The sequence below is a fragment of the Arthrobacter sp. GmRoot5-12 genome (assembly GCF_059739365.1).
Map to the genome: position 1 here is coordinate 525,368 of NZ_AP046056.1, position 19,607 is coordinate 544,974.

Below are 19,607 nucleotides of genomic sequence, written 5' to 3' on the forward strand. Positions count from 1 at the left end.
CCAGTCAGCCGGTGCGATTCATTCTGCAGTCGAGCCTACCGTCCGGAAGTTCCGCCGGGCGAGGAACCACCCCGGCAGGATTACAACGATTCAGGCAGCGATTTCCGTGTAGCCGGCATCCTCGCGGCGGAGGTCGCCGCGCTCCCCTGCAAGGCAGGCGCGCCTGCCCCACACCAGGACGTAGACCCAATACGCGCTGAGAACCGCCACCCCGATTCCGATCCTGGCCCAGGCTGGCAGCGGACTGGGGGTGACGAACCCTTCCACCAGGCCTGAGACGAACAGCACCACCACGAGCCCCAGGGCCACCGTAATCAGTGACCTGCCCTCTTCCGCGACGGCGCGGCCCCTGGTCCGTGGTCCGGGTGCGACCATTGCCCAGAAGACCCGAAGGCCTGCTGCGGAGGCAACGAAGACGGCGGTGAGCTCCATGAGCCCGTGCGGCAGGATGTAGCTGAAGAAGACGTCGGACTTGCCGGCAGACGCGAAGATGCCCGCTGCAATGCCCACTCCCTGGGCATTGCTGAACAGGATCATTGGCACCCACACACCGGTGATCCCCAGGGCCACGGCCTGTGCGCTGATCCAGGCATTATTGGTCCAGACGGCACCGGCAAATGACGCTGCCGGGTTCTCCGAGTAGTAATTGACGAAGTCCTCGTTCACGTACTGGGCGGCAGCGGCTTCCGAGGCCACGGCCCGGAGGGCTTCGGGGGACGTCCCGATCCAGATGGCGTACGCGGCAGCGATGAGCACGAAAGCGGTGCCGCAGGCCAGGGTCAGCCAGGTCAGCCGGTACAGGGCCGCCGGCAGGGCCACGACGAAGAACCGTGCAAGGTCAGCCAAGGCATTCGAGCGGGCGCCGGTGAAGCGGGTCCGTGCCTGGGCCAGCGTGGCCGAGAGGGACGCGGAGAGTCCGCTTTCCGGCGCCATGGAACGGACCAGCGACAGGTGGCCGGACGTGGACTGGTACAGCGCCAGCAATTCGTCGGCTTCGGCTCCGGTGAGCCTGCCCTTGCCGGCAAGCTTACGCAGGCGCGCCCACTTGTCCGCATTGACGGCGGCGAAGGCATCCATGTCCACCGCTACAGCCTAGCGCCCGGCATTAGAATTTGACCGTCTGCACCATTTGATCGTTCGAACCACCAGAAGCGAAGGGCAGGGATGCAGTGTGAGCCCGATAATCACCGGCGAGGCAGTGGTGCTGGAGCTCCGGCCGGCGAGCTTCGCCGCCCGGGCCCTGGGCCTGTTTATCGACGCAATCGTCCACGTAGTCCTGCTGGTGCTGGTCATGATTGGCCTGTCGGCCGCAGGCGCGGACCTCGACGGGGCAGCCGCGCGGGCCCTGGGCCTGGCCGCCGTCGTGTTCTGCCTGGTGGTGGTGCCCGTGGCCGTCGAGACCCTGAGCCGGGGCCGGTCGCTGGGGAAGCTGGCCACGGGCCTGCGGGTGGTCCGTGAGGACGGCGGCGCCATCCGGTTCCGGCATGCGGTGATCCGCGGCCTGACCGGGTTCCTTGAGATCTATCTGACGTTCGGCGGCCTTGCCCTCGCCGTGGCGCTCTTCAACGACAAGTCCAGGCGGCTCGGCGATTTGCTCGCAGGCACCTATGCTGTCCGCAGCCGGGTACCTGCGGACCAGGCCCTCCGGGTCTTTGTTCCACCCCATCTGCAGTCGTGGGCTGCAGCGGCGGATATTGGCCGTATTCCGGATGCCACAGCCCGCAGGGCCGCCCAGTTCATCCGCCAGGCCGGCCGGATGGCACCGCTGTCCCGGGCGGGCATGGCGCAGGCCATCGCCGCTGAACTGTCCGCACACGTGGCTCCGCCCCCGCCTCCGGGCACGGGCGCCGATGACTATCTGGCCGCCGTCGTGGCTGAACGGCGGCAGAGGGAGTTCACCAGGCTGTCGCTGTCACACCGGCGGAACACGGAGATCGGGGAACGGCTGCAGCGTCTGCCGTTCTCCACCTGACCTAGTTGTCGTATTCGCTCCACGGGATATTCCAGTCGCCGAACCCGTCGGTATTCGCCGCGTAGTCACCCTCGGTGTTGATGATCTGGACCACGTCGCCGGTTCCCATGTTGTCGAACACCCACGCCGCCCCGTCGGGCAGGAAGCCGATGCACCCATGGGACACGTTGGCGTTCCCGATGTATGGAAAGGCCGATTCAAGGGCCTGGTGGATGTAGGCGCCGCTCAGGGTGAGACGGATGGTGTATTCGACGTCGGCCTCACCGTAGTAGGCAGGATCGTCGGGCTTCAGCCCGATGCTTGCCGCCCTGAAGTGGTCAAAGCGGTTCTTCTCCATAAGCACTGCGTATCCCTTTGCCGAGGGGAAGCGCTTATCCCCCATGCTGACGGGCAGGGTCTTGACGGGCTGGTCGTTGACGCTGAGCGTGAAGGTATGCGCGGTGGCATCGGCGACGGCCACCTTCTTGTCTCCGATCGAGACATTCACCTTTTTGTTGAAGTTCGCGATTTGGCCGTTGCCCAGGTCAACCCCGAAGAGCTGCATGTCCATGGTGACGGTGGAGTTCGCTGCCCAGAAGTTCTCCGGGCGGTACCGGACCATGGTGTCGCTGTACCAATGGAATGCTCCGGCCTGTCCCGCCGTCGTGGTGATCTTGATGGCCTTTTCCACGGCGGCGCGGTTGGTCACGGGTTCGCTGAAGATGATCTGCAGGGGCTGCCCCACGCCCACCTTCATGCCGTTCAGCGGGTAGACGGCGGCGTCGGCCTCGTGGGAACTTGTCACCGTGTTGAAGGACTGCGTCGTGCTGGTCTCGCGTCCGGCGGCGTCCTTGACCACGTAGGTGTAGCTGTACTCGGTGTTGAATTCCAGGGGCCCGGTGGCGGACCACGCCGTCCCACTGGCATCGATGCTGCCATCAATGGTCTTCCCCGCCGTACTGGCGAGCGTGACGCGCTGGATGGTCCCGTTGCCCACTTTCAGGGACACCGGGGCCGCAGGGTTCACCTGCTTTGCACCGTTGGCCGGCGCCGCGTCGAAAGTCACGGGCGGAACAACGGGGGAAGCGATGCCCGGCGATGTCCGCAGTGCGGAGCCTGCTTCGGATTCAAGCGGGCCGCCGGCAAGGCCCGGGGCGACGGCGGCGAAAACCCCGCCCAGGGCAGCCAGGACACACACGGCTGCCACGGCAAGGATTTTCTTGGCAGTCCCCCGCCGGCGGGGCTTTACATCAGGCTCCATGTTTCGATCCTAGGTGCAGAAAATAACGGCCCGGGCGCTCGATGGCGCCCGGGCCCTTACGTCTCAGTAACGATAGTGCTCGGGCTTGTACGGACCGGCGACGTCGATGTCCAGGTATTCCGCCTGGTCCTTGGTCAGTTCCGTAAGTTCAACGCCCAGGGCGTCCAGGTGCAGCCGGGCCACCTTTTCGTCCAGGACCTTGGGCAGCACGTAGACCTTGTTCTCATACTCGTGCTGGTCCCGCTTGGTCCACAGCTCGATCTGCGCAATGGTTTGGTTTGCGAACGAGTTGCTCATCACGAAAGACGGATGGCCGGTTGCGTTGCCAAGGTTGAGCAGGCGGCCCTCGGACAGGACGATAATGGAGCGCTCCGCCGCCGTGCCTTCCTCAAAGACCCATTCGTGGACCTGGGGCTTGATTTCGACCTTTTTGACGCCGGGGATGCGGGCCAGGCCGGCGATGTCGATTTCGTTGTCGAAGTGGCCGATGTTGCCCACAATGGCCTTGTTCTTCATGCCGGTCATGTGCTCGGCCATGATGACGTCTTTGTTGCCCGTGGTGGTAATGAAGATGTCGCCCTGGGCCAGGACGGATTCCAGCTTGGCCACCTGGTAGCCGTCCATGGCAGCCTGCAGCGCGCAAATGGGGTCGATCTCGGTGACAATGACGCGTGAACCCTGGCCGCGCAGCGCCTCGGCCGCGCCCTTGCCCACGTCGCCGTAACCGCAGACGACAGCGACCTTTCCGCCCATGAGCACATCCGTGGCCCGGTTGATGCCGTCGGGCAGCGAGTGGCGGATGCCGTACTTGTTGTCGAACTTGCTCTTGGTGACGGAGTCGTTGACGTTGATGGCCGGGAAGAGCAGCTTGCCCTGGTCAGCCAGTTGGTAGAGGCGGTGGACACCGGTAGTGGTCTCCTCGCTGACGCCCCTGATCGTGGCTGCCGTTCGGGTCCACTTCTGCGGGTCCGCGGCAAGAGAGCGGCGCAGCACGTCCAGGAAGATGCCGTATTCCTCGGAATCCTCGGCATCGGCGGACGGCACGTTGCCGATGGCCTCGAACTCGACACCCTTGTGGACCAGCATGGTGGCGTCGCCGCCGTCGTCCAGGATCATGTTCGGACCCAGCTCGGGGTTGGACTCGGCGCCGGGCCAGGTGAGGATCTGCTCGGCGGTCCACCAGTATTCCTCAAGGGTCTCGCCCTTCCAGGCGAACACGGGTACTCCCTTGGGGTCCTCAACGGTACCCTTGCCCACCACCACGGCCGCGGCGGCCTCGTCCTGGGTGGAGAAGATGTTGCAGGAGGCCCAGCGGACCTCGGCGCCCAGCGCGGTAAGGGTCTCGATCAGCACCGCGGTCTGCACCGTCATGTGCAGGGAACCGGCGATCCGGGCACCCTTGAGCGGCTGGGTGGGGCCGAACTCCTCGCGGAGGGACATCAGGCCGGGCATTTCGTGCTCCGCCAGGCGGATCTGGTGGCGGCCGGCTTCCGCCAGGGAGATGTCGGCAACTTTGTAGTCAAAAGTCATGGGTGGTCCTTTGCTTGGTCCGGGGCCTGGTCCAGTCCCCGTTCTGCTGTTTCTGTGCGGGCGGATACAGGTGAACTAGAGCCCTGCCGCGGCGTGATCGTGCTGGTCCGAACCTGCCGATGCTGCTGCAGCCAGCAGTTCCGGAGGCAGCAGCAGCGGGATCCCGTCTTCGATGGCGTACCGGTTCCTGATCCCCGTATCCCCGGCGGCAGTGGCCACCAGTTCTTCGCCCTCCTGGACCAGCGGCGAGCCGGTCACGGGGCAACGCAGGACGGACAACAGCTCGGGACTGATCTTAGGCATTTGTTCATGCTCCCTGGCGGGCGCGCTCGCGCCGGTAGCGGAAAGATGTGCAGCTTCCAGCCTACCGCCAGATGGAGGTCAGGAAGGTTCCCGGAGGACCCGCAGGTGCCCCCGGCGTACCCCTTCGGCGCCCGCAGGAGCTTCAAGGGCGGAATGGTGGCCGCGCTGGGCGCTTGGCTGGGCTTCCGGGGGGAGGGCAGCGGCGTCCCGTACGGCGTTGGCGAGCGCCAAAAGGTCATCCGGCCCTGGCTGCTGGGGGGTCGACGGCATGGCCAGGCGCAGCACTTCCCAGCCGCGGGGAACGGTCAACGAGTCAGCGTGTTGCTCGCAGAGGTCGTAGCAGTGCGGCTCCGCATACGTGGCCAGCGGACCCAGGACTGCGGTGGAGTCTGCATACACGTACGTCAGGGTGGCTACCGCCGACTGGCGGCAGGCTGACCTTGAACACTGACGGATAGCTCCCACGACATCACAGACTACCCCTTGGCTGCGCAAAAACCGCGCATTGGCGCACGGGCCGACGCGTCTCCGCAGCCACAGGGATGTATCGCGTAAATCCTCCCCCGGGTTTAGAGTCGATGTATGCAGTCATCGAACCATGAATCAGGCTTTTCGGTCCGGTTGGCTGACCCGGATGCCAGCACGGCAACGGGCGTGGAGACTGCCGGCAGGAGCTTCTTCAGGCGGCGCCGGAACCGCCACGGGCGTGGCCTTCGCGGTGAGGTGATGCTGCCCACGCACCCCGGATACCGGACGCGTGCCGACCGCTTTGACGACATGGTGCTGGATTCAGCCCAGCGGCTGCACGATATTTGGGGCAAAACACTGGACGGCGTGCGCTTTGGTGTGGACGAGATCCCGCCGGACCTTGAGCAGCTGGCCGCCCATGCCACCACGCCGCCGATGGGTTCCTACACACCCGCTTCCGGTGATGACGGGCCCATGATTACGGTGTACCGGCGGGTTGTGGAGCAGGCCTGCTCCAGCGTGGAAGAGCTCCAGGACCTGGTCCACGATGTGGTGGTGGAACACACGGCCGAGATGCTCGGCGTGGCTCCGGAGACCTTGGATCCCGTGTACCGCCGCCGCTATTGATAACGGCAGCCGGGAACCTTTAGTAGCCCAGCGTGACCGGGACTGTTTCCCGCCCGGCCGCAGCAGCGAGGAAAGCCAGGGAGGAAACATCGTTCCGACCGTCCTGTCCCACGAGCACCGCTCCATAGGCTGCGCCGCCTGACGCGGACACGACATAGCCCACGACGTCGGCCCCGTCGGCCTGTGCCGGAATGCTGATGGAGGCGGTTGTCCCCCCGGCGATGTCCGCGGTGGCCGCCGGCCGCACCTTTCCATCAGCCGTGATGGGTGCGTAAGTGATGGTGGCCCGGGCGTCCAGGGCGCCGAAAACCAGCTGGCGAAGTCCTCCCTTGGGAACGGGAACCACGTGCTGGCTGCCGAGCCGCACGGCGGACGCCGCCCATGCCACGTCCAGGGGCTGCCCCGCCTGGAGGCCGCGGCCCATGCGTGCTGCCGCAACGAAGGACACGTCGGATGAGGCCGCGACGGTGTACTGGCCGGCAGGAACCCCGGCCAGGGATACTTCCGTGGTTGACCCGGCTTTCGCGGTGATAACACCGCCGGAGGGAAGCGCATGCTGGCCGTCCCGACCGTACAGCTTGATCTCCACCACGGCGTCGGAGGCGCCGGGAACGGTCAGCTCCAGGGCGGGGCCCGCGTCCCGGTACCCCGGCTGCCCGGTCAGTGCAGCGACACCGGCCGGATCCTGGATGTCCACCCCCGTCATTACCTGGCGGACTGCGGGCGCAGCCCCCGGGCTAATGAAATCCACGCCGCCCGGGGTAAGGCCGCGCAGGACACTTTGCTGGATTGACGCGGCAACCGGGCCACCGGCGCTGCGGACATGCACGCTGAGCTGGGACTCGTTGGGCGCCAGCCCTGCGAGGACTACGCTGCGCGTGGTGCCGGGGGCAACCAGCAGTCCGCGGCTGCCCGGAGCCTGGATCTGACCGCCCGCCCCGAACAGCTCCAGGCTCACGGTGGCAGGAGTGCTGGAGGCGTTGGTCAGCGCCAGCACGGAGGTGCGGCCAAGCGTGGTGGCGGCACCTGCAAGCCACTGGTCGTTGGAGGGTTGCGCGCACGTCGCCGCGGCACTGCCCTGGAGGTCGCCGTCGCTGGCGGTGTACTTCATGGCACCCGCAGCCGATGCGTTCTGGTTTGCCAGGGCGTTGGCACTGAGGACATTGACCTGGTCCACCGCGCGGTCGGCAACTACTCCGGCAAGGAGCTCCTGGGGGGTGCCGGCAGTGGGCGCCGCGCCGGGGTCCTTGGCGATTTCGACGGCGGCCGTTCCGTCCAGTCCTGACAGCCGGCTCCCCGGCAGCACGCCGCCCGCGCCAAGCACAGCGGCGCTGACCCTGGTTGCGGCCGTGGCTGACTCGGGCCGGAACTGGGCGTCAGTGCCCGCGTCGGTGCCTTCCAGCAGCCGCGCAGGCCCGGGGCAGACTCCGATGCTGGCTCCTGCGGGAACAGCGGCTTCCGCGGCCGGCACAGTCCGGCTGGTTTCCGGATGCGGCGTCAATGACCCCGCGGCCACCACGGCACCGGTGCCGGCAAGGATGAGGACGCCTGCCGCCACTCCGGCCGCGGATGCTGCGCGGCCCTTGGCGCCGGGCAGCCGGGTAGCGCCGCGGCCGGATGCCTTCCTGCCTGTCCCGGTCCCGGTCCGCTCCGGGGCCGGCTTTTCGCCTGCGGCCGGCTGCTTGGTTGCGGGCTGCGTTCCGGCATCGGACTGCGCCGTGGCCGGTGGGGTGTGGTCATGCATGTTGGTGTTCCTTACGCAAGGAGCCCTCGTCACGGGAGAGGCCGGTCCGCGGCCGTCGGGCCGGCATGGGGATGGCAAGGATGACTGTCAGTCCGATCACCGTGATCTGGGCGGCGGCAGTCCAGAAGGACCACGGGTTTTCGTACCGGACGGTAAGCCGGCCTCCCGATGCCGGAAGGGTAAACGCCTGGGACCAGCCTGAGGTGGTGGAGGTCAGCTTCCGCCCATCGAGCCAGGCAGTCCACCCGGGATCGGCGCGTTCGGCAAGCACCACCAAACGGCCTTCGGCACCTGCCGGGACTGCGGCGTCGACCTCATCAGTTCCGGATGCCACCAGCGCCGTGGCCGCGCCGCGGGGATCGACAATGCGGACACGGTGGGCAACATCGGCGGCCTGGATGACCGGCTGGTTCAGCGGGCTGATGCGCCACAGCCAGCCAACGTCGGTCTGTCCCACGGCCACCAGGCCGGGAACTGCATCCATCCGGCTGGCGGTCAGCTGGGCTGCGGTGTCCGCGGAGCGGAGCACCACGAATCCGACACCGAGTTGTTCCAGGTCCGTCCGCGGGTCCACGCCCTGCCCGGCAACCAGGGTGGCTGCAACGCGTCGAAGCGCAGCGGTGACGTCGTCGTCGCCACGTACCTCTTCCGCGCCGGGAGCGCCAATGATGTTCCGTGCGGAGGCGATGGCAGACAAGCTGTCCAGGGTGGTGCCGCTCCCGCGCATCAGGGATGCATTGAAGGTACCGTCGTCGCCGGTACGGAGCAGGAGGGTTCGTGTCTGCTCGGGTCCGATCCCCCTGTCAATGGCGGTGGCGGGAAGGGACCGTCCGGCAGTGGCTTCCACCAGCCGCGGCGCGCCCAGGGCTCCCCCGGCCCCGGGAGGGGCTGGGCTGGTGGCATCTCCCAGCGTGGCCACTGAAGGCGCGGCCGTTGCTCCGGCCGGGCGCAGCAGGTTTTGCGCGGACCAGGCGGCCATTCCGGCCAACGGTCCTGCCAGCAGTACCACCAGGCCCAGTGCCAGGCCGGCGCGTGTCGCAGTCCGGGTCTTGGCCCCGGTACCGGAAGCCCGTGCCGCAGCGGACAGCAACTGCTCGGCTCCGAGGAGGGCTGCCGCGAGGAGGGCAAAGGACGCGGCAGACACTGCCGGTCCGGTGAAGGGCGTTACTAGGACGTCCTCGTTCAGGCCCGTGGCAACGTGGCTGGCCAGCCATCCACTGGCAAGGAAGATCACCGCGGCAACCCAGAACCATCTGGCAGTCCCGGCACGCCGCCCGGGGCCCAGGAGACCCACTACGGCAAGGACCAGCACGGGCACGGCGACCAGCAGTGCCAGCAGCAGGGCCCACGGCATCGGTCCGCCCGCGAAGGCCGCCAGCCCCTGTATGCCGCCAGCAGGGTCGAATGACAGGGGCTGGCCCAGGATCTGCTGCCAGAGTGGGGCAGCGTCGAATCCCAGCGGGAGTCCGGGGTCGGCCAGGAGTGCCCTCGGCCGGTCAAGCGTCGACAACGCGAAGGGGACAAACAAGGCCGCACTGGGCAACAGCGCCCACCACACTGTCCGCCCGCGCCGTCCCAGCAGGACCCCGCAGAGCACGATGACCGCGGCCGCAGGGACAAGCAAAGAGGGCGCCGACGCCGTTGTGACCGCCAGCGCAAGGCCGGCAGCTGCGGCGGCCGTCCATGAGGGCACCCCGTTGATGCCCGCCTTGGCCGGCGGCAGTTCGGCCGGCCGGTCGTCAAGGGCTGACGCGGGGTTGAAACGGCCGTGGCCTACCGCCGAGCCGGTAGCGCGCAGCAGGCCCAGGACCACCAGCGGCAGCATGATGTGCGCGATCAACGCACCGGCGCGGCCCTGGTTCAGTGCCACCTGGAGTGCTGGAGCAGCAGCCCAAAAGATGGCCGCCACGAACCTGAGCCGGCGGCGCACTGTGACCCCGCCCGCGGCGAACCACGCGGTGAGTCCGGACAGCGGGGCCCCGAGCAGGAGCAGCCACGCCATGGCGGGGTTGGCGTCACCTCCGCCGAGGACGCCGATGATCCAGAGCACGTAGTCAAAGGGATCGCCGTGCCCCGGGAGTCCCGCCCCCAGGCTGATCCACCAGCTCGAGGCATGGTGCCAGATATCGCCCAATTGGGCGGAGACAGGAATCAGGGCGCCCCCGGTTACGGCCCCCGCGCGGAACAGCCCCGCCAGGGCCAGGAGCGAGGCGACCGCCGCAATAATGACGGCAGCCAGGGCGCCGTTACCCACCCATCCGCGTTTGCTGGTGGCCAGGGCGGCGAAATCGTCCGCGGCATCGCCGGTTGGCTGGTGCGCGAGCGGATCCTGCACGAGGTGGTCTGCGCCCGACCCGTCGGATCCCAGGGCCTCCATCAACGACCTGCGGTGGCTCCACACCTCGCGTCGGGGCGTTTGGAGCTTGCGGATCACGGACCGGCGGATGCGCCGTGTGCGTTTGGCTGTCCGCCGGGCCCTCGCCACGGCCCCGGGCCGGCCAAGGGCAGCGCAAGTGGCAAGGAGTTGGGAAATGCCGTGGCCGGGATCCTTGACCACAACGCTCAGGACAAGTTTGAAGAGGCTGCCCAGCAGTGCACCGATGCCGTGGAGGGGCACCATCCAGAGCGGGCTGTGCTTCAGGCGCAGGTGGACCTGCGCTTTCCGGGCTGCGGACGGGTTTCCAAGGGCGTGCGGGCGGTGCGCCACATGGAACATGCGGGCTGCGGGGACCACCACGACGCGGTGGCCTGCCAGCCGGTTACGCCAGCAGAAGTCGACGTCATCGCCGCTGCCGGGCAGGGCGGGATCGAAACCGCCCAGGTGTTCCCAGATGTCCCGCCGGACAAGCATGCCTGCGGAGTTGACGGCGAAGGTATCAGTGCGGCCGTCGTACTGGCCCTGGTCCATTTCGTCAGCGTCGATCAGGGTAAGCCGCTCCGCCCACCGGCTGGTGGACAAACCCACATCCATCAACTTCCGCGGCGAATGCCAGTCCAGCTGTTTGCAGCCGGCAACAGTCACTGAAGGCGCACGCTCCACGGCGCCCAGGAGTTCAGCCAAGGCCTCTGGGGCGGGCGCGGCGTCGTCGTGCAACAGCCAGACCCACTCCGTACCCGGACCGTCGACAGTTGCCTCGAAGGGCGCCAGCGCGCCAAGCGCGGCGGAGACGGCGGCGCCCATACCGCCCTTGCCCCGGGGGTGGCTGACAGTGGCGGCCTCCCCCAAGGCTTCCTGAAGGAGGCTGTGCGAGTCGTCGCGGGATCCGGTGTCCACGCCAATGGCGCGGTCCACGGGCCTGGTCTGGGCCGCCAGGGCCGAAAGGGTTCTGGGCAGATAGGCACTGCCGTTGTGGGCGACCACAACGGCAGTGACATGGACATCCTGAAGAATCAGATTGCTCGCTTCCTTAGCCGCCGGCGCTCACGCTCGGAAAGGCCTCCCCAGATGCCGAACCGTTCGTCATTGGCCAGCGCATACTCCAGGCACTGGGACCTGACGTTGCAGGCACCACAGACCTTCTTGGCATCGCGGGTGGAGCCGCCCTTTTCCGGGAAGAATGCTTCCGGATCCGTCTGGGCGCACAATGCGTCCGTCTGCCAGCCAAGTTCGCCCTCGTCGTCGAAGTCCTGCTGGAGCGGAAGTCCAATCCATACCGGCTGGGCGGTACCGGGCGCTGCCAGCTCCATGGGCGGATCCAGGTCGTCTTCCGGCTCGGCGCCGCCGTCAAGGAGGGCCTCGTGTGCCGCAAGGAACGCGGTGGCCTGGTCCTCGAGGATGCTGCCGGAATTCCTGTTGTACCGCTCTGCGGCATCAGGATCGGCGGGGTCAACATACCAATCACTCGGCACCCCCCGCGCACGGTATTTTGCCGTTGCCTGACCGGCCACGACGGCATCTTCCTGGATACGCTCTGCTTGCCCCACGGCGACCCTCCTGATGTTTCAGCCACTGCCTGGATACGTGGACACTCGGTTGTGTGCCGGTATTTACGCAATTGCTTTAGTTACCTAATTACACGTGTGTAACTAGGGCGAGTCAAGCCGTTGCCGGGATAATAGACAGTCCAACCTGGGAAGTTTGCGCACGCCACGCCCGGGATTTCCATTCACCCGGGCGTGGCGGATGCCGCGGGGTGCCGACAAGGGCCAAACAGACCGCAAATTCTCCGGATCCGCGGGGAAAATACCCGGTCCCCGCCGAAATAGCAAGCACGCTTAGCAGTGTGTGTGATTATTATCACCCTGGGAGCCGGCAGGAAACTGCCGCCAGGAAATGGGCACCGCCGGGAGACCCGGGAAGGTGGCAGGATGAAGCCATGACGACAATCCCCGCCATAGACCTGATGGGCACCCTTCGCTCCGGAAATTCCACGGCACCCCGCCTGACCTGGTACGGGCCCGACTCGGAACGGGTGGAACTGTCGGGACGGGTCCTGGACAACTGGGTGGCCAAGACCAGCAACCTGTTGCAGGACGAGCTGGATGCGGAGCCGGGCATGCGCCTGCGGCTCGCGCTGCCGGCCCATTGGAAGGCTTTGGTCTGGGCCCTGGCCGGGTGGCAGCTTGGACTGGAAACCGTGCTCGACGGCGGCCCGGCAGATTTCCTGGCCACGGACGATCCCGCCGGCGCCGGGGAACAGGACGACGCCGTTATTGCAGTTGCGCTGCCCGCCCTGGCCATGCGCTGGACCGGGGAGCTTCCCGCCGGCTGCCTTGACTACGCCGCGGAGGTGCGGTCCCACGGGGATGTGTTCATGCCGCACGCCGACCCGGATCCTTCAGCCTGCGCGCTCCGGACTCACGATGGGCGAACCATCCTGCACAGCGAACTGACCAGCAGTTTCGCCCTGCCGCACTCGGAAGGAGCCAGGGTGCATGTTGCTGCAGACCAGGGACTGGAATCCGCGTTGGCCAACGCGCTGGGGGCCTGGCGGCAGGGCGGCTCCGTGGTGCTGACCCATCCTGACGTGGCGCTTACCGACAAACTGCTCGCAGACGAACGGATCCACGGCAGTTAATCAGGTTTCACAGCCTAGGCCTGCGGACCGCCGTCGGCCGGGGTGGGAGCCGGGCGTTCAGCGGCATGTGCGTGCTCCCTGTGCGGGTGGGCTTCGATGATCTCGTGGTCGTGGGAGAACTCCGGCTCCTGGTCCAGTTCCTCGTTGAACACCAGGAAGCGGTACGCGAAGAAGCGGACCACCGTGGCGACCAGGATGCCGGCCACACCCGCCAGGAACAGCAGGTTCTTGTCGTCGATGCCCATCCAGTATTTGGCCAGTGCCGTGAATCCGGTGGAGATACCGATGCCAATGCCATTGATGATGGCGAACATGACAAATTCGCGGAGGATGTTGGCCTGGCGGCGGTGACGGAACGTCCAGAAACGGTTCGCCACCCATGAGAAGACGGTAGCGACAGTGGCACCCACAAAGCGGGCCTTCGCCTCGCTGTCCGACATGGGACCGTGCATCAGGTAATACGTCAGCCCGTTGTCGATGACGAACGCCACACCGCCCACCGCACCAAATTTGGCCACCTCGCGCCAGAAGAGTGAGGCGAGTCCCCGGATACGATCTGAAAGTGCGCTAAACATGACCCTCCATGGCCGTCCGAACTGTGGGCCACACGGCCAAATGCCCATTTTAGCCCCCAAAGCTTTGAGCATGTGTTGCCGGCCAGCAGACCGGGTAGCCCAGCGGCGTAAAATCTGCGTCCCCCGCCGGGCGGGAAAAGCGGGATCGGGCCCCTCTTCGGTAGGCTGGCAGATGTGACTTTCCCAGTGATAGGCGTGGTTGGCGGCGGCCAGCTCGCGCGAATGATGGCCCCTGCCGCTACCGCACTCGGCTTTGAACTCCGCGTCCTGGCCGAGGGCGACGACGTTTCCGCAGTGTCGGCCGTACCGGCCACGCCGGTGGGCGATTACAAGGACCTGCAGACGCTCCTGGAATTTTCCAAGGGCCTGGACGTGATGACGTTCGACCACGAGCACGTGCCGACGGACCACCTTCGAGCCCTCCTGGAGGCCGGAGTCAACGTCCAGCCCGGACCGGACGCCCTGGTCCATGCCCAGGACAAACTGGTCATGCGTGCCGCCATCGACCGGCTGGAACTGCCCAACCCGGCCTGGGCGTCGGTCGCGGACGTGGACGCGCTGGTCCTCTTCGGCGACGAAACCGGTTGGCCTGTCGTGTTGAAGACCCCACGGGGCGGCTACGACGGCAAGGGGGTCCGGATCATGGGCTCAGCAGACGAGGCCGCTGAAGCCGGGGACTGGTTTGCCGCCATGAGTCCCCTCCTGGCAGAGGCGAAAGTCGAGTTCACCCGCGAGCTCTCCGCCCTCGTGGCACGCACGCCCGACGGCGAGGCACGGGCCTGGCCGGTGGTCCACACCATCCAGGTGGACGGTGTCTGCGACGAGGTGATTGCTCCCGCGCTGGACATTCCGCTGGAGGTTGCTGCCGCCGCGGAGGACGCCGCCCTGCGCATCGCCGCCGAGTTGGATGTGACCGGCGTCCTTGCCGTGGAACTCTTCGAAACACCGGGCAGCGGTGCCGGATTCCTTATCAACGAACTGGCAATGCGTCCGCACAACACCGGCCACTGGACCCAGGACGGTTCAATTACCAGCCAGTTCGAACAACATCTTCGCGCCGTCCTGAACCTGCCCCTGGGCGCCACCGATGCGCTGGCGCCCGTCGCGGTCATGAAGAACTTCCTGGGCGGGGACAACCAGGACCTGTACTCCGCCTACCCCATGGCTCTCGCCGCCGAGCCGGCCGCCAAAATCCACTGCTACGGCAAATCAGTGCGGCCCGGACGTAAGATCGGCCACGTCAACCTGCTGGGATCGTCAACCGCGGAAGTCGACGCGGTGCGCCGGCGGGCCACGGCCGTGGCAGGCATCATCCGTGATGGACGGGTTGGCACCGAAGAACCTTCCGCAATATTCGAGGAGAATGCATGAGCGCCGAAGCAACCACAGCCGCCGGTTCCGGCGCCGGTCCCCTGGTGGGGCTGGTCATGGGCTCCGACTCGGACTGGCCCGTCATGGAGGCTGCGGCCGACGCCCTGGCCGAGTTCGGCATCCCCTTTGAAGCGGACGTCGTATCGGCCCACCGGATGCCCACCGAGATGATCCGGTACGGCCAGACCGCCCACGAACGCGGCCTGCGGGTCATCATTGCCGGCGCAGGCGGCGCCGCCCACCTGCCGGGCATGCTCGCCAGCGTCACGCCGCTGCCCGTGATCGGCGTTCCCGTTCCCCTGAAGACCCTTGACGGAATGGACTCCCTGCTGTCCATCGTCCAGATGCCGGCCGGCGTGCCGGTTGCCACGGTATCCATCGCAGGGGCGCGGAACGCCGGGCTCCTGGCCGTACGGATGCTGGCCTCCGGCACAGATGAGCTTGCCTCTTCATTGCGGGCGGACCTCCTGGATTTCGCCGCCGACCTCAACGCCGTCGCCTCCCGCAAGGGGGCCAGCCTGCGGCAAAAAGTCAGCGAAGTCTTCCCCGGCGGCTCAAGCGCTCTCCGGGGCAGCCGTTAGGGCGGCGGGCATGGCCAGCAGCAGCAGCGTGCTCAACACCGGCTCCGGCGCCTCCATGACGGACCCGGTACGCTATCCGGTCAGTGCTTCCCCCGCGGTCCGTACCAAGCGTGCGTTCGTGCTGGTCCTGTTGACGCTCCTGGTACCGGGCAGCGCGCAACTCGTCGCCGGGGACCGGAAGCTGGGGCGGACTGCCCTGCGCGTAACGCTCTGCGTGTGGGCACTCCTGGTACTGACAGTGGCCATGCTGCTGCTCAACCGGAGCCTGGTCATCAATATCCTCACCAACCCGATCACGTCGATGGTGCTGGTGGTCCTGCTGGCGGCGCTGGCGCTCGGCTGGGCCTTCCTCTTCCTGAACACCCTCCGGCTCATCCGGCCTGTCCTGCTGGCTCCGCGGGCGCGTCCCGCCGTCGGCATCGCCCTGGTGCTCGCGCTGGTGGTGGGAAGCGGCTCCCTGGGCTACGCCGCCTACCTGCTGAACGTGGGCCGCAACGCGATCGGCAACATCTTTTCCTCCGGCCCGGCCATGGAGCCCGTGGACGGACGCTACAACTTCCTCATGATGGGCGGCGACGCCGGCGACGACCGCACCGGACGCCGGCCGGACAGCCTCTCCATCCTGAGCGTGGACGCCCAGACGGGGCAGACCGCCATCATTTCGGTCCCCCGGAATTTCCAGAATGCACAGTTCAGCGCCGGCTCCCCCATGCGCGCCCTCTACCCTGACGGGTACAACTGCGGTGACGAATGCCTGATCAACGCCATCAATACCGAGGTCACCAACGAACACGCCGACCTCTACCCCGGCGTGGCAGACCCCGGCGCCCAGGCGACCATGGAGGCCGTTTCCGGCACCCTGGGCATGCAGATCCAGGCCTACGTCCTGGTTGACATGGAGGGCTTCTCGACGCTCATCGACGCCATGGGGGGTATCCGGATCAAAGCCGGGGGCTGGGTTCCCATGAGCGGCTATTTCGACGAGGCCACCAAGACCCACGGCATGCCGCTGGGATGGATCCCCGCCGGAGACCAGACGCTCAACGGCGCCCAGGCACTCTGGTACGGGCGCTCCCGCGAGTACGTGGACGACTATTCCCGCATCCAGCGCCAGCAGTGCGTACAGCAGGCCATGTTGAAGCAGCTGGATCCGGCCACCCTGCTGTCCAAGTTCGAGGACATCGCCCGGGCCGGAACAAAGGTGGTGGAGTCCAACATCTCCTCCGCCCAGCTGGGCAGTTTCCTGGACCTCGCCATCAAGGCGAAGGGCAAGGACGTCAAGCGGCTCACCATCGGACCGCCCGACTTCGACCCCTCGTTCTCCACCAACCCTGACTTCGACCAGATCCATGAGCGCGTGGACCAGCTGCTGGCATCAGCATCCGCCAAGGGTGCCCAGTCGGCCGGAATTCCCGACGACGGGATCACGGTTCCCCAGGCCGGCGCCGGCCACGTCCAGGCTGGCGGGGCCGTCCCCGCCAGTCTGCCCGCCGCGGGCAATGCCGCCCAGCAGCCCTCGCCGTCGGACTTCACCCCCGTGACCACGACGCCCGACGGGGAGCCGATCACCGAGGAGATGCTGACCCAGCTCAAGCTCGCGGGCGACGAAGAGGCCATCCGCCAACTCGTGGCGACCAACGGACAGTGCGCCCCGCTGTAACCTTCAGCCCCATCGGGCCAAACACCCAGTGCCCAGCCATCAGGGCCACACATCTGCCCACCCATAAGGAACGGAACGGTTTTGTACGAGATTGAGAACGTCCTCCGGGACTACGCCTGGGGTTCGACGACGGCCATCGCCTCGCTGCTGGGCCGTCCCGAGTCAGGGCGCCCGGAGGCCGAGCTGTGGATCGGGGCACACCCTGACTCTCCCTCGGTGGCCCACCTGCCCGAGGACGGGTCCCGGAGCCCGCTCGATGCCCTCATCTCCTCTGACCCTGAGCATTTCCTGGGCGCTGAATCCGTCTCCGCGTTCGGCCCCCGGCTGCCGTTCCTGGCCAAGATCCTCGCGGCAGCCCAGCCCCTCTCGCTCCAGGTCCACCCGAGCCTGGAACAGGCGCGGGAGGGGTTTGCGCGCGAAAATGAGGCCGGGATCGATCCCCATGCCGCCCACCGGAACTACAAGGATGACAACCACAAGCCGGAGATGATCCTGGCACTCACACCTTTCGAGGCGCTGTGCGGGTTCCGGCCGGCTGCGGAGACCCGGAAGATTTTGCAGCACGTTGCGGCTGCCTTCCATGGCGGCGGACAGGCGCCGGAGCTGCTCCGGGCCCTTCTTGGCGACCTCGACGGTCCGGATGAGGGTGCGGCGCTCCGCCGGGCCTTCGAACGGCTGATCACGGGCGGCACGGACGTGGCAGAGGAAACGGCCCTGGTGGTGGCAGCCCTGGTGTCCGGGGCTCCGCTTGAGCCATACCAGGCAGAGCTGGATACCGCCATCAGCCTCAACGAAAAGTACCCCGGCGATCCCGGCGTCCTGATTTCGCTCCTGCTGAACAGGATCTCACTGAAGCCGGGCCAGGCGGTCTACCTTCCTGCCGGGAACGTGCACGCGTACCTGCACGGGCTGGGCGTGGAGGTCATGGCTTCCTCGGACAACGTCCTGCGCGGCGGCCTGACGCCCAAGCACGTGGATGTGCCCGAACTCCTGCGCACCATCGACTTCCATCCCGTGGCCGTGCCGATGCTGGACGCCGAAAAGACGGTGCTGGACCAGGACATCTTCCGCCCGCCGTTCCGGGAATTCCAGCTGCAGCGCATCGAACTGGGCCCTGACGCCGGTCCCGTTCCACTGGCCCAGGCCGGACCGGCCGTGATCATCGTGGTGGCAGGTGACGTGTACCTCGACTCCCCCAAGGGGGACCTGCAGCTGTCGCGCGGCGGCAGCGCATTCATCGCCGCTGCGGAAGCTCCGGTCAACGTCCACCGGGCGGCAGGCAGCGACGGCACGGCGCTGGCATTCGCGGTGACCACCGGTCTTTAGCAGGGCCGCGCCGGCAACAACAAAGGGCGACGGCGGCACCCACCCGGGTGCCGCCGTCGCCCTCCTGTCATAGTGCGGTCAGCTGGCCGGCCGCAGCTTCCGGACCAGGGGCACGACACGGCCAGCTGCGGTCTTCACCAGCCGGCGCCCCTGCTGGAGGCCCTTGCGGGCCAGCGGCATGGCTGTGGCGTATGCGGGGTAGAACGGCGACAGCGGCCTGTCCCAGGTGCCCAGCAGCATGTTTTCGTGTTTGGCGAACTGCTTCTTGAAGTCGGAAATGCCGTCGTTGAGCAGGCCGTTGAAGTCGTACCGGCTGCAGCCGTCCTCGCGCATGGACTGCAGGGCCGCCCACTTCACGCCGTAGTTCACGCGCTGCTTCTGCCCCTCGGCAGAGACCCCGCCGTAGAGCTCGAACGCGGTGGCACCGCTGCGGGACAACCACGTGAAGGCAAGCATCTGCTCGCCGTCGAACGCGGCGATGATCGGTGAGGCGTCGCCGAGGTTGCGGAAGATGTCGCGGTAGTACTGGTCTTCGTGGATCCCGAAGCCCGCCCGTGCCGCAGTGTCGTGGTAAATGGCCAGCACCTGTTCCAGCTCGGAGTCGTTCTTGACCTTGCGGAATTCCACGTCGCTTCGCATGGCCTTGCGGATGTTCGCCCGTGTGGACTTGGACATCTCCGCCATCAGTTCGTCGTCGGAACGGGTGAGGTCCAGGATGAGCGTGCGCGGGATGAGCACGGTGTTGGCGGACTCGCGGAAGCCGGCAGCCGCGACGGCGCCGGCAAAACCTGAGTCGCGGTCCCAGTCGGGTTCGATGCTGAGGGCCACGCCGCGGTGGCGGAGGGCAGCGTGCTCGGCCAGCCGGTTCAGGACCACCTGGGCGTTCTCCACGGAGCACATGGGGCCGCGCGGAATGTAGACCAGCGCCCGGAAGGGGACGGGAAGCCTGCGGACCAGCAACTGGGCGCAGCCAATGATTTCCTCGCCGGCCTTGACCAGGACCCTGTCCACGGACCAGCCGTGCGTTGCCTTGGTCTCGCCCCAGCCCCACAGCTGTTGCGGATGCCCCTGGAACCGGTCGACGTATTCGTCCCAAAGGGCGCGGTCAGTACAGGGCACAACAGCAGGAATCATGGCTTAAACCCTATACCAAGGCATTAACGGCAAAGCCCCGGTGCGCACGCGGCGCCCC

General features: G+C 67.1%; 17 protein-coding genes. 7 read left to right on the forward strand and 10 right to left on the reverse strand.

Going from position 1 to position 19,607, the window contains the following annotated elements:
* Nucleotides 1-90 precede the first annotated feature (90 nt).
* Nucleotides 91-1,083: a stage II sporulation protein M gene (locus AC6JAM_RS02310; protein ID WP_497933925.1), complete on the reverse strand. Its 993-nt coding sequence runs from the start codon at nt 1,081-1,083 to the stop codon at nt 91-93.
* Between the two features lie 88 nt (nt 1,084-1,171).
* Here AC6JAM_RS02310 and AC6JAM_RS02315 point away from each other — a divergent pair, with 88 nt between their 5' ends.
* Nucleotides 1,172-1,972 carry an RDD family protein gene (locus tag AC6JAM_RS02315; protein ID WP_056393501.1) on the forward strand — a complete coding sequence of 267 codons (801 nt, stop codon included), beginning with the start codon at nt 1,172-1,174 and terminating at the stop codon, nt 1,970-1,972.
* Between the two features lies 1 nt (nt 1,973).
* On the opposite strand, the gene AC6JAM_RS02320 is transcribed toward AC6JAM_RS02315, so the two are convergent.
* The 4 genes from AC6JAM_RS02320 to AC6JAM_RS02335 all read right to left on the reverse strand — a co-directional run bounded on the left by AC6JAM_RS02320 (nt 1,974) and on the right by AC6JAM_RS02335 (nt 5,510).
* Nucleotides 1,974-3,212, reverse strand: a complete 1,239-nt coding sequence (locus AC6JAM_RS02320) for a L,D-transpeptidase (RefSeq protein WP_134164538.1) — start codon at nt 3,210-3,212, stop codon at nt 1,974-1,976.
* Nucleotides 3,213-3,275: 63 nt separating this feature from the next.
* Complete coding sequence (ahcY, locus tag AC6JAM_RS02325; RefSeq protein ID WP_134164539.1) at nt 3,276-4,742, reverse strand: adenosylhomocysteinase; 1,467 nt, start codon at nt 4,740-4,742, stop codon at nt 3,276-3,278.
* Nucleotides 4,743-4,817: 75 nt separating this feature from the next.
* Entirely contained in the window at nt 4,818-5,045 is a 228-nt protein-coding gene (locus AC6JAM_RS02330) for a Trm112 family protein (protein ID WP_018770151.1), read from the reverse strand.
* Nucleotides 5,046-5,123: 78 nt separating this feature from the next.
* Nucleotides 5,124-5,510 carry a DUF3499 domain-containing protein gene (locus AC6JAM_RS02335; RefSeq protein ID WP_026265913.1) on the reverse strand — a complete coding sequence of 129 codons (387 nt, stop codon included), beginning with the start codon at nt 5,508-5,510 and terminating at the stop codon, nt 5,124-5,126.
* Between the two features lie 117 nt (nt 5,511-5,627).
* On the opposite strand from AC6JAM_RS02335, the gene AC6JAM_RS02340 reads away from it, so the two are divergent.
* On the forward strand, nt 5,628-6,140 hold the full coding sequence (locus AC6JAM_RS02340; RefSeq protein WP_018770153.1) for a metallopeptidase family protein: 513 nt from the start codon (nt 5,628-5,630) through the stop codon (nt 6,138-6,140).
* Between the two features lie 19 nt (nt 6,141-6,159).
* On the opposite strand, the gene AC6JAM_RS02345 is transcribed toward AC6JAM_RS02340, so the two are convergent.
* The 3 genes from AC6JAM_RS02345 to AC6JAM_RS02355 are packed head-to-tail and all read right to left on the reverse strand — an operon-like array spanning nt 6,160 to nt 11,808.
* Nucleotides 6,160-7,884 (reverse strand): DUF5719 family protein, encoded by a 1,725-nt coding sequence (locus AC6JAM_RS02345; RefSeq protein WP_134164541.1) that lies wholly within the window; start codon nt 7,882-7,884, stop codon nt 6,160-6,162.
* Nucleotides 7,877-11,245, reverse strand: a complete 3,369-nt coding sequence (locus AC6JAM_RS02350) for a glycosyltransferase family 2 protein (protein ID WP_134164542.1) — start codon at nt 11,243-11,245, stop codon at nt 7,877-7,879. The genes AC6JAM_RS02345 and AC6JAM_RS02350 overlap by 8 nt, the downstream gene beginning before the upstream one ends.
* Before the next feature lie 29 nt (nt 11,246-11,274).
* Complete coding sequence (locus AC6JAM_RS02355; RefSeq protein ID WP_018770156.1) at nt 11,275-11,808, reverse strand: WhiB family transcriptional regulator; 534 nt, start codon at nt 11,806-11,808, stop codon at nt 11,275-11,277.
* A gap of 392 nt (nt 11,809-12,200) precedes the next feature.
* Between AC6JAM_RS02355 and AC6JAM_RS02360 the strand changes: the two genes are divergently transcribed.
* A complete protein-coding gene (locus tag AC6JAM_RS02360) occupies nt 12,201-12,902 on the forward strand; it encodes a TIGR03089 family protein (RefSeq protein ID WP_018770157.1) in 702 nt (233 codons plus the stop codon).
* A gap of 14 nt (nt 12,903-12,916) precedes the next feature.
* On the opposite strand, the gene AC6JAM_RS02365 is transcribed toward AC6JAM_RS02360, so the two are convergent.
* Nucleotides 12,917-13,477, reverse strand: coding sequence for a GtrA family protein (locus tag AC6JAM_RS02365; protein ID WP_134164543.1), 561 nt, complete (start codon nt 13,475-13,477; stop codon nt 12,917-12,919).
* 174 nt (nt 13,478-13,651) lie between these two features.
* Between AC6JAM_RS02365 and AC6JAM_RS02370 the strand changes: the two genes are divergently transcribed.
* The 4 genes from AC6JAM_RS02370 to manA all read left to right on the forward strand — a co-directional run bounded on the left by AC6JAM_RS02370 (nt 13,652) and on the right by manA (nt 18,415).
* Complete coding sequence (locus AC6JAM_RS02370; protein WP_497933926.1) at nt 13,652-14,848, forward strand: 5-(carboxyamino)imidazole ribonucleotide synthase; 1,197 nt, start codon at nt 13,652-13,654, stop codon at nt 14,846-14,848.
* Nucleotides 14,845-15,429: a 5-(carboxyamino)imidazole ribonucleotide mutase gene (purE, locus tag AC6JAM_RS02375; RefSeq protein WP_018770160.1), complete on the forward strand. Its 585-nt coding sequence runs from the start codon at nt 14,845-14,847 to the stop codon at nt 15,427-15,429. Before AC6JAM_RS02370 ends, purE begins: the two co-directional genes overlap by 4 nt.
* Nucleotides 15,430-15,439: 10 nt before the next feature.
* Complete coding sequence (locus tag AC6JAM_RS02380; RefSeq protein WP_018770161.1) at nt 15,440-17,089, forward strand: LCP family protein; 1,650 nt, start codon at nt 15,440-15,442, stop codon at nt 17,087-17,089.
* An 81-nt stretch (nt 17,090-17,170) separates the two neighbouring features.
* A complete protein-coding gene (gene manA, locus AC6JAM_RS02385) occupies nt 17,171-18,415 on the forward strand; it encodes a mannose-6-phosphate isomerase, class I (protein ID WP_497933927.1) in 1,245 nt (414 codons plus the stop codon).
* A 78-nt stretch (nt 18,416-18,493) separates the two neighbouring features.
* Here the strand turns inward: manA and AC6JAM_RS02390 are convergent, their stop codons facing one another.
* Complete coding sequence (locus tag AC6JAM_RS02390; RefSeq protein ID WP_018770163.1) at nt 18,494-19,549, reverse strand: lipid II:glycine glycyltransferase FemX; 1,056 nt, start codon at nt 19,547-19,549, stop codon at nt 18,494-18,496.
* Nucleotides 19,550-19,607 lie beyond the last annotated feature (58 nt).